Origin of the sequence: Lebetimonas sp. JS085, assembly GCF_000523295.1 — a bacterium.
GTDB lineage: Bacteria > Campylobacterota > Campylobacteria > Campylobacterales > Nautiliaceae > Lebetimonas.
In genome coordinates this window covers 298,939-311,912 of record NZ_ATHR01000001.1, presented here as the reverse complement: position 1 = coordinate 311,912, position 12,974 = coordinate 298,939, and the positions used below count along the sequence as shown (strand labels likewise).

Here is a 12,974-nt window from a genome sequence, read left to right as displayed (position 1 = left end):
AGTTGTGAATGAAAAACATTGTGGATATCTTGAGAAAAAATAAAATAATCTGTAAAAAACTACAAAAAATTGATTTAAATACAAGAAAAAAAATTAATGCTTATTTCGGGGTCAATTTAAAAAATGAATATTGTGTGATTTTTGAAATAATGAAAAAAAGCAGGTTTTTAAATAAAGATTATGAAGAGTTGATAAATTTTTTGCCGGAAATTAATTTTAGATATAAAAAAAAGATTTTAATTTTACATTCTCCGATCTGTTCTAAAGTAAAAGAAAGAATGAAAGAGTGGAAAATAATTAATAGTGAGTAGTGAGTTGTGAGTTGTGAAATGAATAATGGAAAATGGAAAATGGAAAATGGAAAATGGATATTGGCTGATATAGGTAATACTCATTATCACATATGGGATAAAGGGAAAATATATGATTTAAAAGAGTCTAAAAAATTTGATGGTAAAATCTATTATATAAGTGTAAATGAGACAAAAGAAAAAGAATTTTTAAATTTAAATCCAAAAGCCGTAAATCTAAAAAATTATGTAAAATTTGACACTGATTATAAAAATCTGGGAATTGATAGAATAATGGCCTCTTTAAGTATCAAAACCGGAACTGTAATAGATGCCGGAAGTGCTGTAACAGTTGATTTTATGAAAAATGGCAGACACTTGGGGGGAGTGATTTTCCCGGGAATTTTTGCATATAAAAAAGCTTTTGTTACAATTTCAGATAAGTTAAATAAAAATTTGATAAAACCTGCGAATTTTCCTTCTTCCACCGAAGAAGCCTTATGGTGCGGAAGTATTGGAAGTATTAAATGCATTGTGGAAAAATATAATATAAACCCGGTTTATTTAACAGGGGGAGACGGTAAATATTTATCCGAATTCATAAACGGAATTTATATTAAGGATTTGGTTTTTAGGGGAATGAAAAAAGTAATAATTGAAAATGGAGAAGAAAAATGAAAAATAAAGGTAATAAATGAAAATAGCATTGCCAAAAGGCAGAATTGCCGAGGAAGTTTTGGATATTTTTAAGAGTATTTTTAACGAAAAATTTGAATTTGAAAACAGAAAACTGGTTTTTGAAAAAAGCGGATTTAAATTTATGAATGTAAGAAACTGGGATGTTGCAACATATGTTGAAAAACAGGCCGCAGATATAGGAGTGGTCGGATATGATGTAATAACAGAATTAGATTCGGATGTATTGGAACTTTTTGATTTGGGGCTTGGAAAATGCAGGGTTTCAGTTGCCGGAATAAAAGGGGATGAGAGTTATAAAAATAAAACACAAATTATTGTGGCAAGTAAACTTGTAAATATTGCAAAAAATTATTTTAACCAAAAAGGAATTCCCGCTAAAATTATCAAACTTAACGGTTCTATCGAATTGGCACCTCTTGTAGGGCTTAGCGATGTAATAGTTGATATTGTCCAAACCGGTGGTACTTTAAGGGAAAACGGAATGGAAGAAAAAGAAATTATAATGTATTCGTCTGCAAGACTGATTGCCAATAAAAATTCTTTTATCGAAAAGAAAAAAGAAATTTTGGATTTAGTTGAGAGAGTAAAGGAAATATATGGCGCTTGAACTTTATTCCAAAGTTGAAGAGCTGTTTTTAGATAAAGAAGCGGCACTGATTTTGTGGACTAAATTTATTGATATTTTTAAAGACCTCGGAATAAATGAAATTTTGGATATAGGATGCGGGGGAGGGGATTTTTGTTTATTGGCCAAAGAAAACGGCATTAATGCAAAAGGGATTGATTTAAGCAAAGCACAGGTTAAAAAGGCGGTAAAAAAAGGGTGTGAGTGTGAGGCGGTTGATATCTGTAAATTAGATAAAACTTATCATTCAGCTTCAGCCGTTTTTGATGTTGTCAATTATTTAAAAGAAGATGAATTAAAAAGATTTTTTGAATGTGTCGAAAAAAAAATAGAAAAATATTTCATTTTTGATATCAATACATTTTACGCCATGGAGGATTTGGCTGTCGGTACTTTAAAAGCTGAAAGTGATGATAAATTCGGTGTTTTATATTCTGAATTTGAAGAAAATAAATTAATTACAGAAATTACACTTTTTGAAAAAAAGGACAGCTGTTATAAAAAAGAACAAAATTATATAACCCAATATTATTACAGTGTGGAAGATTTGGAAAAAAATACAAATTTAAAACCCAAAGATATAATTCCGATTTCGCTTTACGGAAGCGAAGAGGCGGAAAAACTGATTTTGGTTTTTGAAAAATAGGCATTAACTAAATGCTAAAAATAACTACAAAGATAAAAATATTACAGCTCAGAGCTCCATTTTGACGCAGAGCTCAAATTTTGCTAAAAATTGCAAACAGCTACGCAGGCCCTAAGGGCTCGGTGCAATTTTTTTAACGCAAAATTTTCTCTAAATTCCACTACGCTGTCATATTTTTACTTTTCCGTTATTGAGTCAGTGCCCAAAAATAATCATCTTGCTTTAAAATTGTCTTTACTGACACAAAAATCTGTTACAAAACATTTTTCACATTTTGGGTTTTTTGCCGTGCATAAATACCTTCCGAATAATACGAAAGCCTGATGAAGCTCGTTTAAATCGGTTTTAAAAGCTTTAACTAAATCTTTTTCTGTCTCTTTTACCGTTTTTGCATCTGTAATTCCTAACCTGTGTACAACTCTGAAAACATGGGTGTCCACCGCCATTCTGTTTTCATTGTCAAGTTCTATTAAAAAAACATTTGCCGTTTTGTTTCCGACTCCCGGTAGTTTTATCAATTTGGAGTGGTCATGCGGAATAACCCCTCCGTATTCTTCTTTTACTTTTTTTGCCATTGCTATTAAATTTTTGGCTTTGTTATTAAAAAACGAGCAGGATTTTATTATTTCTTTTACATCTTCAAGTTTGGCATCGGCAAGGCTTTTTATATCGGGGTATTTTTTAAATAAAGCGGGTGTTATCATATTGACTCTTTTATCTGTACATTGTGCGGAAAGGATAATATCAACCAACAGTTCATAATCGTTATGATAAACAAGCTCTGTTTTGCTTCCTTTATATTTTTTTAAAAATCTTTTTTTTATCTCTTCAAGCTCTTCAGGTGTTCTCAGTACCATATAATCCCTTTTTTTTATAGTATAATAACAAATATTTTAGTAAAGGAGTATAATGGCTGGACATAATAAATGGTCAAAAGTAAAACATGTTAAAGCAAAAGAGGATGCTAAAAAAAGCAAAATTTTTACTAAACACGTAAGAGCGATTATGACAGCGGCAAGAAGCGGAGGGGGTAATCCTGAGCATAACCCCGCTTTAAGACTGGCGATAGACAGGGCGAGGGCGGATGCAATGCCTATGAGCAATATTCAAAGGGCTATTGACAAAGCCACAGGTAATCTTGACGGCGTAACTTTAAGCGAAGTTACTTATGAAGGTTACGGACCGGGCGGTGTGGCCATTATGGTTGAATGTCTTACAGATAATAAAAACAGAACCGTGGCTGCAATCAGGCATGCTTTTAAAAAAGCCGGGGGTACGCTTGGAACAAGTGGAAGCGTTGCATGGATGTTTGAAAAAAAAGGTGTAATTGTGGTTAACAGAAGTGACAGGGATGATGAAGTTATGGAAAAGGCAATCGAATCAGGGGCAGAAGATATTAAAGAAATGGAAGATATTTTGGTTATAGAAACCGCCCCAGAAGATTTTAACGCTGTTTTGGAAGCGGTAAATGAAATAGACGGAATTGAAATACTTGAAAGCAATGTCCAACTTGTTGCAACAAATGAAAGCGATGTAGATGACGAAACGGCTGAAAAAGTGGAAAATCTTATTGATGCTTTGGAAGAACTTGATGATGTGCAGGATGTTATACACAATATGGCATAAAATAGTATAATGCTAAATGATAAATGCTAAATTTTAAATAAAAAAATTAAGGAGAATTTATTATGAAAAAATTAATTAGTATTGGTTTGGTTGCAGGTGCATTAATGGCATTTCCCGGAATGCAGGGTAAAGGTATGATGGGGGCCGGACTTCAGGGAGCACCTATCAAAGGTCTTAAAAACTCAACCGTATTAGCAACTCTTAACGGTAAGAAAATAACAGTAAAAGATATAAATATTTATTTGCAGGGAATTACAGGGGATAAAAGAATAAGGCTTCAAGACCTTCCGGCTCAGCATGTTAAACAGTTTGTTAATCAGTATATTGAGACTCTTGAATTATATCCTAAAGCGAAAAAAGTTGAAAAACTGCCTCAGTTTAAAGCTCTTGAGAAGAAAATGGCAATAGAATTTTGGCTAAAAAGTAAATTGGATGCTATAAAAATAAGCGATTCGGAAGCTAAAAATTTTTATGAAAAAAATAAAGATATTTATTTTAAAACAACACCAAAAGTTAAAGCAAGACATATTTTGGTAAAAGATGAAAAAACCGCTGAAAAATTAATTAATGAATTAAAAGGGCTTAAAGGAAAAGCTCTTGAAGAAAAATTTGCTGAGCTTGCCAAAAAATACTCAACCGGGCCTACCAAAGTAAACGGCGGTGAACTTGGATGGTTTAATCCAAAACAGATGGTTGCTCCTTTTGCCGAAGCTGTAAAAAGCCTCAAACCGGGACAAATCACTTTAAAACCGGTTCATACAAGATTTGGATGGCATGTAATTTTAGTGGAAGATAAAAATAATAATGCTTATATTCCTTTTGATAAAGTTAAAGCCCAAATAATCGGCTATTTAAAAAGAGTTAAACTTCAAAAAGAACTTCAAAAATTAAAAGCAAGTTATAAAGTTAAATATTCAATTCCACAAAAATAAAGGAGGGGTACAATGTTTAGTGAATTTAAACCTGGTGTTTTAAGTGGAAGCGAAGCTGCAAAATTGCTTGATATATGCAAGGATAAAGGTTTTGCCCTTCCCGCTATTAATGTTGTAGGGACAAATTCTGTTAATGCGGTAATGGAAGCGGCAAAAGACGTCAATATGCCTATAATTATTCAGTTCAGTAACGGCGGTGCGCATTTTTTTGCAGGTAAAGGGCTTGATAACGAAGGGCAAAAAGCCGCAGTGCTTGGAGCAATAGCAGGGGCAAAACATATTCGCACTCTTGCGCAATCTTATGGAATCAGAGTGATTTTACATACAGACCACGCGGCAAGAAAGCTTCTTCCTTGGATTGACGGACTAATAGAAGCAAATAAAGAGCATTTTGAAAAATACGGAAAAGCGCTTTTTAGTTCTCATATGCTAGATCTTAGCGAAGAACCGCTTGAAGAAAATGTTGCAACATCTAAAGAATATCTAAAAAAATTAAGCGCACTTGATATTATGCTTGAAATTGAATTAGGTGTGACAGGCGGGGAAGAAGACGGGGTTGATAATAGCGGAATTGAAAATTCCAGACTCTACACTCAGCCTGAAGATGTTGCCTATGCTTATAAAGAATTAAGTGAAATAAGTGACCTTTTCACAATTGCGGCAAGTTTTGGAAATGTTCACGGTGTTTATAAACCGGGACATGTTAAGTTAGAACCGGTTATTCTTAAAAATTCTCAGGAATATGTAAAAGAAAAATTTAATCTTGATGCAGATAAACCAATCAGGTTTGTGTTCCACGGAGGAAGCGGAAGCGAACTAAGTAAAATACATGAAGCAATAGATTATGGTGTTGTAAAAATGAATATAGATACAGATACCCAATGGGCGTTCTGGTCTGGAGTAAAAGCATATATTGAAAAATATCACGATTACTTACAGTCTCAAGTGGGTAATCCTGAAGGTGACGATAAACCTAACAAAAAATATTATGACCCGAGAAAATGGTTAAGAGAGGGCGAAAAATCTATGAAAGAAAGAGTAATTAAAGCTTATAAAGACCTAAGAGCTATTTAAGCTCTTTACAATCTCTCTCAAGCAGATTTTTATACATTTCATCAAATATATATTTATGTACAAAGAAGAAAAAGTACCAGTAAATATATGAATAAGCACTTGTTGGTAAGAAATAGGCTGTTAGAGAAAATTTGAAATGTTCTTCATCAATTTTTTTAATTTCCCCTTGAAGCCAACCAACACCTGGCATTTTCATAGTTGATTTAAATCTTATTAATTTATGTGTTGGTGTGTCTTTTAGTGCTGTTACTACCCAAAAATCAAATTTATCACCTACTTTTAACCTTTCAGGTTTTATCATTCTGACACCAAGACCCCTGCCGCCAAGTAATCTATCAATAAAAGCCCTTACTTTCCACATCCATTGGGGGGAAAAATATCCGCAGTTTTTGTAACTGAGGCTTTTTAAATTATAAAAGACTTTTTTAACTTTTTCTTTTGGGATTACATTGCTTACCACTTCTGTTAAGAGTTTATGATTTTTAAGTGCGGTTGAAAACTGTTTCATTTTGAATATATTGAATACGGAATATTCATAAGGTGTATTCCACATACATTCAAGCTCGCCTTTATTTCTTCTTTCACTTGCAAGTCTTATTGCCGTTGAAAAATCGGTTGGATTTGGAATAATATCGGATTTTTCTTTAACTAATGCATTAGAATAGAGGCTTTCAACCAGGGGTTTTATAAAATGCTTTTCAATTCCGCTTATTCTTGAGAGAATAAATGAAATTAATTCAAAATTTTTAAGCAGTTTGTCTTCTAAGAATTTAGGAAGTTTTATTGTTTTTATATTTTTATTTAAAATCTCTTTGGCGTATCTTTTTACCATTTCTGAATAGGATAAAATTTCATCCGAAGCAACCTCTATAATTTTATTGTAATATTTGGAATTATCCAAAACTTTTATTAAAGCCTCAATTACGTCATCCGCAAATGTAATTTGACATTTTCCTTCGTTTTTAAAATATGGAATTGCCGGTAAAATTTCAGCAGCGCTTCTTATAAGCTCAAAACTCATAGATCCCGCCCCTACAATAATTCCGGCTCTGATTTCCGTAACGTTTGGGTGATATTTTCTTAAAAAATTACCAGTATCCTGTCTTGAAATTAGATGTTTTGAAGTGTTTGGATTGTCTCTTTCCCCGAAGCCCCCGAGGTATATAATCTGTTTTACCCCGGCTTCTTTTGCCGCACATGCAACAATTGAAGCTAAATCATTATCTTTTTTTCTGTAATCCTGTTTTGTCTCACTAAGAGAATGGATTAAATAATAGGCAATATCAACGCCTTTTAAATTTTCAACCAGTTCTTTGTAATAAGAAGCCGAAATAATCTGTTCTACAATGCAGATATTTGGTTTATATCCGTTAAATACAGGAGAGTGGTTTATATATTCTAAATTTCTTTTGTTTCTTGAAAAAAGAACTAACTGATAATCAAGGTTATACAAAGCTCTTGTTAATTTTTTACCAATATATCCGTTGCTTCCAAATATAGCTATTCTTGGTTTCATATTCATCTTTTTGTAAAATTGTATCAAAAAGGATATTTTATGCAAAACTCTCCAATAACGCCTTTTGAATTTAGAGGTAAATTTTTTCATATAAAAAGGGACGATTTACTTAGGCCGTTTGAGGGTAATAAGGCAAGAAAATTTTATTATTTTTATAAAAATGAGTTTCCTGAAATTAAAAGGGTAATATCTTTCGGTTCTAATCAGTCAAACGCTTTTGCCTCCCTTAGCCGTTTATGCAAAATCAAAGGCTGGGAATTTATCTATTTTACAAATCATATTCCGGCATATTTAAAGCAAAATCCTGAAGGAAACTATTTGGAAAGTCTGAAAAACGACGCAAAAATAATTGAAATAAATTTAAGGGGTGATGCGTTAAGAGAATACGTTTTGAATTTAAAAGATAAAAACACGTTGATTATAGAAGAGGGCGGAAGAATCAGGGAAAGTGAAGAGGGTATTAAAATACTGGCTGATGAAATAAACGAATACGCAAAAAAAAATAATTTAAAAGTTTTTTTGCCAAGCGGCACAGGAACCACGGCATATTTTTTGGCAAAACATCTGGATGTAGAGGTTTTAACTCTGCCGTGTGTCGGAGATGAAAAGTATTTAAAAAAACAGTTTTGTATGCTCGGAGGAGGAAAAATACCTACAATTTTATCTCCGAGGAAAAAATACCATTTTGGAAAACTTTATAAAAACTTATTTGAAATATGGAATGAGCTTAAAAATGCTGGGATTGAGTTTGATTTGTTATACGACCCGATAGGATGGGAAAGTGTTGAATATTATAATTTAAACAATATTTTATATATTCATCAGGGAGGATTAAAAGGAAATATAAGTATGCTTAGCCGTTATAAAAGGAAATATAAAATATAAAATTTTTTTATATTTCTTGTAAATGAGTGTTCATTTAGGTATAATTTATTTTAATTTAATTTCAAGGAGCTATAATGGGTTGGATAGTCTTTTTTAATATAGTTACTCCCTGGATTCTGGCGTTTTTTATTTTTTATGCCAAAAATGGCAAAGTAACAAATTTTTTAACATTTCTGACATTACCTCTGCTTATTATATTTGCATTTCTTGCTTATATCAACCATGCATATTCTCTGATTTCAACCCCCGAATTCCTGGATTATCTTATCGGTATATATGATTTCGGACTTTTGGGATATTTTTTATACCAGGGGATTGTCAAAAAATCCTTTTTGGTAACATCTTTGGCAATAATTCAAATTCTTTTTTTAATAATTGTATTATTAATGAAAAATTATTCAGACACTCCTGATATTTTTGTGGATAATTTAACAAAATTATTTTATTTTATTGTTGCTTTGGTCGGTGTTCCTATTGCTATATATGCCACAAAATATATGGAATATGACGAAAAAGAAAAACATAAATTTGTGGCTATTATAATATGGTTTTTGGGTGTTATGAATTTTGCTGTAAGCGTTAATAATATTGAATGGTTTTTTGCCCTGTTTGAAACAACCACACTTGCTTCATTTATTTTAATAGGTTTCAGAAAAGATGAGGAAGCCACTAATAATGCTGTTTTGGCTTTATGGATGAACCAGATAGGCGGTGTTGCAATTTTAATTTCTTTGATGATTTTTATTCATGTAAACGGAATTTATCATTTTAGTGATTTGTTAAATCATCCCGCATCTGTTTCTTTGGCGGGTCTTGGATTCTTGTCTCTCAGTGCGCTTGTCAAAGGTGCCCAGATGCCGTTTCATAAATGGCTTCTCGGTGCAATGGTGGCGCCGACTCCTGTAAGTGCAATACTTCATTCCGCTACAATGGTAAAAATCGCCCCTTTTTTAATTTTAAGAATTTCTCCCATTATCAAAGGGACACTTTTGGCAAAACTGTTAATAATAGCCACAGGATATGTTTTTGTGGTGGCTGCGATAATTGCTCTGACACAGAATAATTTTAAGAGAATACTTGCTTATTCAACAATATCCCTGCTTGGTCTTATGATGCTCTCAGCCGCAGTAGGTACTCCGGTTGCAGTGGTTGCAAGTTTGATTCTTATTATTTTTCATGCGTTTGCAAAAGGATTTTTATTCATTGAAGCCGGTATTCTTGAGAAATCGTTTCAGATAAAATATATAGAACAGATGAGAAGACTGATTGAAAAAGCTCCCCTTACACTTATGTTTTTATTTTTCGGATTTTTAAATATGACATTTGTGCCTTTTGGTACTTTTATAGGAAAATGGTTAATGATTGAGGAAGCAAGTAATTTTTTAAGTCACGGGAGTTATATGATATTGATTTTATATGTAGGTGCCGGAAGTGCTTTTTTAAGCGTATTGTATATGAAAGTTCTTGGAGTCAGCGTTAGAAAAACCCACGGAATTTCAAATATTAAATTTATTTCGCTTCCTAAAAGATTTAATTTTATATCAATTTGGTATTATTTTTGGCTTCTTGCCCTCGGACTTTTTATTGCGCCTTTTATAGCCGATTTTGTCGTTCCCGTGGCAAACAGCATAACAGGGGCGAATGCAGCTGTTACTTCCGATCATTTAACTTTATATGTGGGTAATTCCACGCTTTATTTTTGGCAGATTTTAGGAGCTATGGTAATACTTACACTGATTCACGCCCTGCCTTATCTTGTTAAATTTAAGGTAGACACAGTTCATCCTTATAACTGCGGTGAAGTTTTTCCAAAGTATATAGGTACATTTAATTTTGAATGTATTAAAAAATATGAAAATATTCTTATAGCATTTTCAATAGCTTTATTTATTTTAGTTGTAGTTCTCGGAGGAGGTTTGTTATGATTTGGTTAATATTTGCCATTTTGGCTCCTGTTATCGGAGGATTTGTTTTTGGAATTGAAAGGAAAGTTAAAGCCAGAATACAAGGAAGAATGGGGCCTCCACTTATGCAGCCGTTTTATGATTTTGCAAAACTTATGGATAAAAAACCTATGATGATACATTCTCTTCACGCTTTAATGGGAATAATGTATTTTGTGGCAGAATGGTTTGCTCTGTTTGTACTGTTTTTGGGAAATGATTTATTAATAGCTGTATTTTTCCATGTTTTGGCTGTTTTGGCTCTCGTAATAGGTGCAAGCAGTGTAAGAAGTTCATATTCTGCACTGGGAGCGTTAAGGGAGCTTATGCATATGATAAGTTATGAGCCATTTATGGTGTTAATGGCGGTGGCTTTTTATTTAGTAAGCGGAAGTTTTAATTTTAAAGATATTTTAAATTCTCAAGCCCCTGTTTATCAGCTTCCTCTTGTTTTTCTCTCATTTTTATTAATTATTCCTATGATGCTTCAAAAATCACCGTTTGATATTGCGGAAGCCCATCAGGAAATTATAGGAGGTCCGGAAATAGAATACAGCGGCCCTTTTTACGAAGCAATATATACAGGTAAGTGGATAGAATATATTTATGTGTTTTTCTTTGTATTTTTATTTGGAGGAAGTAATTATATTTTAGGATCAATTCTGGTTATTTTTGCTTTTTTATTTGTAAATATACTTGATAATTCCACTGCAAGACTTGATTTTAGAAAAATGGTTAAATTTTCATGGGTTGTTTTAATCCCTCTTGCCGCACTCAATATTATTTTATTAGCTTTATGGAGGTAGTTATGGGTTTATTTGGTAAATACAGAAAAAAATCACCGTGGATTTTACATTACAACACCGGCGGATGTAACGGCTGCGATATAGAAATTTTAGCGGCTCTTGCCCCGAAATTCGATATTGAAAGATTTGGAGCGTTAAATAAAGGAAATCCTAAACAGGCTGATATTTTACTGGTGACAGGTCCTGTTACAAAAAACTGCAAAGATGTTTTAAGAAGGCTGTATCTTGAAATGCCTGAACCCAAGGTAGTTGTGGCGATGGGCGCATGTGCGCACGGAGGCGGAATTTTTAGAAATTTTTACCATGTTGAAAACGGGGTGGATAATATTATTCCCGTTGATGTCTGGATTCCCGGATGTGCCCCGAGGGCGGAAGCTTTGATTGACGGAATTGTTGAAGCTATTGAAATCTGGCAGACTAAATCAAAAGAAAAGGAATATATGAGAAATCATGGGGAAATTTATGAGAAATTAGGAGTTAATAATGACGATTAATCCACAAATTACAATAAAAGAAGTTACACTTGAAAATGTAACAGAAGAGATTAAAAATTTTTATGACGAAAATATCTGGCATTATATAACCGTAAATGCCACAGATTTAGGCGGAAAACTGCAGATTGACTGGCTTTTTTCCAAATATAAAGAAAAAAATATTATTCAAATTTTCAGAATTCCGGAAGTTAGTTATGATGCAAAAATACCAAGTATTGTAAATATTATTCCGTCAGCCTGGCTTAGCGAATGGGAACTTGCAGATTTATTCGGACTTGATGTGGAAAATGCGGCGAAGGGTGTATTTATTGCACCTGATGCGCCTAAAGCACCTCTTAGAAAGGACAGCTCATGGGAAAAATAGTAATTCCTTTTGGTTCTCAACATGTAGCTTTGCCAGAGCCGATTAGTTTTTTATTTGAAACCCAAAATGAAATTATTACGAAAGTAGAAGCCCATATAGGATATGTTCACAGAGGTATAGAAAAAGCCGCCATTACAAAATTTGAATATAATCAATTACCTTATCTTACGGCAAGGGTATGCGGTCTTTGTTCTATTACCCATGCAGGGGCGGTTGTTCATGGATTGGAAAAGTTGATGAATGTGGAAGTTAATAAAAGAATAGATTATTTAAGAATGCTTGTAGTTGAACTCGACAGAATTCATTCACATATGCTTGCAAACGGACATGTGGCCGAGGTGGTGGGTTATGAAAATCTCTTTATGCAGACATTCAGGGCAAGAGAAGATGTTATGGATATTCTCGAGAGAATTACCGGAAACAGGGTTCAGTACGATTATCAGGTAATAGGTGGTGTCAGCAGGGATATTGATTTGGAAATAGTTGAATTTGCAAAGAAAAAACTAAAAAAATTAAAAGAAAATGTTTTAAAAGTAATGGATTTTAACGACAGCGATTATACATTTGGTCTTAAAACAAAAGGGGTAGGGGTCATTTCCAAAGAAATGGCTGCCAAATATAATATTGCGGGTCCTATTGCAAGGGCCAGTGGGCTTGAAACCGATGCAAGGGTTGAATTTGATTATCTTCCTTTTGAAGAAGTCGGGTATAAAATGCAGTTAAGAAGAGAGGGTGATGTGTGGGCCAGAAATATGGTGAGGTTTGATGAGGTTTTAAATTCAATTGAAATGTGTGAAAACATATTGGATAACCTGCCTGAAGGTGAATATAAAGTCAAAGTAAAAGGCAGACCGAACGGAGAAACTGTGGTGAGGGTTGAGGCACCTAGGGGTGAGTGTTTTTATTATTTAAAAGGCAGCAATAAAAAAGTAATGGACAGGGTTAGAATAAGAGTGCCTACATATGCAAATATCCCGATTTTAAAAAAGCTGTTTTTAGGTGCCAAATATTCCGATGCCCAGGCAATTGTGCTCAGTTTTGATCCTTGTATGAGCTGTACGGCAAGATAAAGGA

At 33.3% G+C, this 12,974-nt stretch carries 15 protein-coding genes; 13 read left to right on the top strand and 2 right to left on the bottom strand.

The features are described 5' to 3' along the window. Positions 1 to 8 precede the first annotated feature (8 nt). Genes DZ68_RS0101700 through DZ68_RS0101685 form a run of 4 tightly spaced genes read left to right on the top strand, consistent with a single transcriptional unit; the run spans position 9 to position 2,260 of the window. Positions 9 to 311, top strand: coding sequence for a hypothetical protein (locus tag DZ68_RS0101700; protein ID WP_024790573.1), 303 nt, complete (start codon positions 9 to 11; stop codon positions 309 to 311). 18 nt (positions 312 to 329) lie between these two features. Then, on the top strand, positions 330 to 968 hold the full coding sequence (locus tag DZ68_RS0101695; protein ID WP_236617332.1) for a type III pantothenate kinase: 639 nt from the start codon (positions 330 to 332) through the stop codon (positions 966 to 968). 16 nt (positions 969 to 984) lie between these two features. After that, positions 985 to 1,596, top strand: a complete 612-nt coding sequence (hisG, locus tag DZ68_RS0101690; RefSeq protein WP_024790572.1) for an ATP phosphoribosyltransferase — start codon at positions 985 to 987, stop codon at positions 1,594 to 1,596. Beyond that, positions 1,586 to 2,260: a class I SAM-dependent methyltransferase gene (locus DZ68_RS0101685; protein WP_024786960.1), complete on the top strand. Its 675-nt coding sequence runs from the start codon at positions 1,586 to 1,588 to the stop codon at positions 2,258 to 2,260. Before hisG ends, DZ68_RS0101685 begins: the two co-directional genes overlap by 11 nt. Positions 2,261 to 2,472: 212 nt before the next feature. Here the strand turns inward: DZ68_RS0101685 and nth are convergent, their stop codons facing one another. Beyond that, entirely contained in the window at positions 2,473 to 3,117 is a 645-nt protein-coding gene (gene nth, locus DZ68_RS0101680; RefSeq protein WP_024786959.1) for an endonuclease III, read from the bottom strand. A gap of 52 nt (positions 3,118 to 3,169) precedes the next feature. On the opposite strand from nth, the gene DZ68_RS0101675 reads away from it, so the two are divergent. The 3 genes from DZ68_RS0101675 to fbaA all read left to right on the top strand — a co-directional run bounded on the left by DZ68_RS0101675 (position 3,170) and on the right by fbaA (position 5,892). Then, the gene (locus DZ68_RS0101675; protein WP_024789190.1) at positions 3,170 to 3,886 is read left to right on the top strand and encodes a YebC/PmpR family DNA-binding transcriptional regulator; all 717 of its coding nucleotides are present in this window, start codon (positions 3,170 to 3,172) and stop codon (positions 3,884 to 3,886) included. Positions 3,887 to 3,948: 62 nt separating this feature from the next. Further along, entirely contained in the window at positions 3,949 to 4,818 is an 870-nt protein-coding gene (locus tag DZ68_RS0101670; RefSeq protein WP_024786957.1) for a peptidylprolyl isomerase, read from the top strand. A gap of 12 nt (positions 4,819 to 4,830) precedes the next feature. Continuing rightward, on the top strand, positions 4,831 to 5,892 hold the full coding sequence (fbaA, locus tag DZ68_RS0101665; protein ID WP_024786956.1) for a class II fructose-bisphosphate aldolase: 1,062 nt from the start codon (positions 4,831 to 4,833) through the stop codon (positions 5,890 to 5,892). Here the strand turns inward: fbaA and DZ68_RS0101660 are convergent. Then, positions 5,885 to 7,408 carry a DUF2867 domain-containing protein gene (locus tag DZ68_RS0101660; protein WP_024790571.1) on the bottom strand — a complete coding sequence of 508 codons (1,524 nt, stop codon included), beginning with the start codon at positions 7,406 to 7,408 and terminating at the stop codon, positions 5,885 to 5,887. The genes fbaA and DZ68_RS0101660 overlap by 8 nt on opposite strands. A 39-nt stretch (positions 7,409 to 7,447) precedes the next feature. Here DZ68_RS0101660 and DZ68_RS0101655 point away from each other — a divergent pair, with 39 nt between their 5' ends. The 6 genes from DZ68_RS0101655 to DZ68_RS0101630 all read left to right on the top strand — a co-directional run bounded on the left by DZ68_RS0101655 (position 7,448) and on the right by DZ68_RS0101630 (position 12,970). Then, a complete protein-coding gene (locus DZ68_RS0101655; RefSeq protein ID WP_024790570.1) occupies positions 7,448 to 8,293 on the top strand; it encodes a 1-aminocyclopropane-1-carboxylate deaminase in 846 nt (281 codons plus the stop codon). 74 nt (positions 8,294 to 8,367) lie between these two features. Further along, entirely contained in the window at positions 8,368 to 10,218 is a 1,851-nt protein-coding gene (locus tag DZ68_RS0101650; RefSeq protein ID WP_024790569.1) for a proton-conducting transporter membrane subunit, read from the top strand. After that, positions 10,215 to 11,042, top strand: coding sequence for a complex I subunit 1 family protein (locus DZ68_RS0101645; RefSeq protein WP_024790568.1), 828 nt, complete (start codon positions 10,215 to 10,217; stop codon positions 11,040 to 11,042). Before DZ68_RS0101650 ends, DZ68_RS0101645 begins: the two co-directional genes overlap by 4 nt. A gap of 2 nt (positions 11,043 to 11,044) precedes the next feature. Then, a complete protein-coding gene (locus DZ68_RS0101640; RefSeq protein ID WP_024790567.1) occupies positions 11,045 to 11,536 on the top strand; it encodes an NADH-quinone oxidoreductase subunit B family protein in 492 nt (163 codons plus the stop codon). Continuing rightward, a complete protein-coding gene (locus DZ68_RS0101635) occupies positions 11,526 to 11,900 on the top strand; it encodes an NADH-quinone oxidoreductase subunit C (protein WP_035003032.1) in 375 nt (124 codons plus the stop codon). The genes DZ68_RS0101640 and DZ68_RS0101635 overlap by 11 nt, the downstream gene beginning before the upstream one ends. Next, positions 11,888 to 12,970, top strand: a complete 1,083-nt coding sequence (locus DZ68_RS0101630; protein ID WP_024790566.1) for a nickel-dependent hydrogenase large subunit — start codon at positions 11,888 to 11,890, stop codon at positions 12,968 to 12,970. The genes DZ68_RS0101635 and DZ68_RS0101630 overlap by 13 nt, the downstream gene beginning before the upstream one ends. Positions 12,971 to 12,974: the final 4 nt, after the last annotated feature.

Coding starts and splice junctions, on each gene's coding strand:
- nth (WP_024786959.1), bottom strand. CDS start 3,117: ATGGTACTGAGAACACCTGAAGAGCTTGAAGAGATAAAAAAAAGATTT.
- DZ68_RS0101675 (WP_024789190.1), top strand. CDS start 3,170: ATGGCTGGACATAATAAATGGTCAAAAGTAAAACATGTTAAAGCAAAA.
- DZ68_RS0101635 (WP_035003032.1), top strand. CDS start 11,526: ATGACGATTAATCCACAAATTACAATAAAAGAAGTTACACTTGAAAAT.
- fbaA (WP_024786956.1), top strand. CDS start 4,831: ATGTTTAGTGAATTTAAACCTGGTGTTTTAAGTGGAAGCGAAGCTGCA.
- hisG (WP_024790572.1), top strand. CDS start 985: ATGAAAATAGCATTGCCAAAAGGCAGAATTGCCGAGGAAGTTTTGGAT.
- DZ68_RS0101650 (WP_024790569.1), top strand. CDS start 8,368: ATGGGTTGGATAGTCTTTTTTAATATAGTTACTCCCTGGATTCTGGCG.
- DZ68_RS0101700 (WP_024790573.1), top strand. CDS start 9: ATGAAAAACATTGTGGATATCTTGAGAAAAAATAAAATAATCTGTAAA.
- DZ68_RS0101685 (WP_024786960.1), top strand. CDS start 1,586: ATGGCGCTTGAACTTTATTCCAAAGTTGAAGAGCTGTTTTTAGATAAA.
- DZ68_RS0101655 (WP_024790570.1), top strand. CDS start 7,448: ATGCAAAACTCTCCAATAACGCCTTTTGAATTTAGAGGTAAATTTTTT.
- DZ68_RS0101660 (WP_024790571.1), bottom strand. CDS start 7,408: ATGAAACCAAGAATAGCTATATTTGGAAGCAACGGATATATTGGTAAA.
- DZ68_RS0101640 (WP_024790567.1), top strand. CDS start 11,045: ATGGGTTTATTTGGTAAATACAGAAAAAAATCACCGTGGATTTTACAT.
- DZ68_RS0101645 (WP_024790568.1), top strand. CDS start 10,215: ATGATTTGGTTAATATTTGCCATTTTGGCTCCTGTTATCGGAGGATTT.
- DZ68_RS0101670 (WP_024786957.1), top strand. CDS start 3,949: ATGAAAAAATTAATTAGTATTGGTTTGGTTGCAGGTGCATTAATGGCA.
- DZ68_RS0101695 (WP_236617332.1), top strand. CDS start 330: ATGAATAATGGAAAATGGAAAATGGAAAATGGAAAATGGATATTGGCT.
- DZ68_RS0101630 (WP_024790566.1), top strand. CDS start 11,888: ATGGGAAAAATAGTAATTCCTTTTGGTTCTCAACATGTAGCTTTGCCA.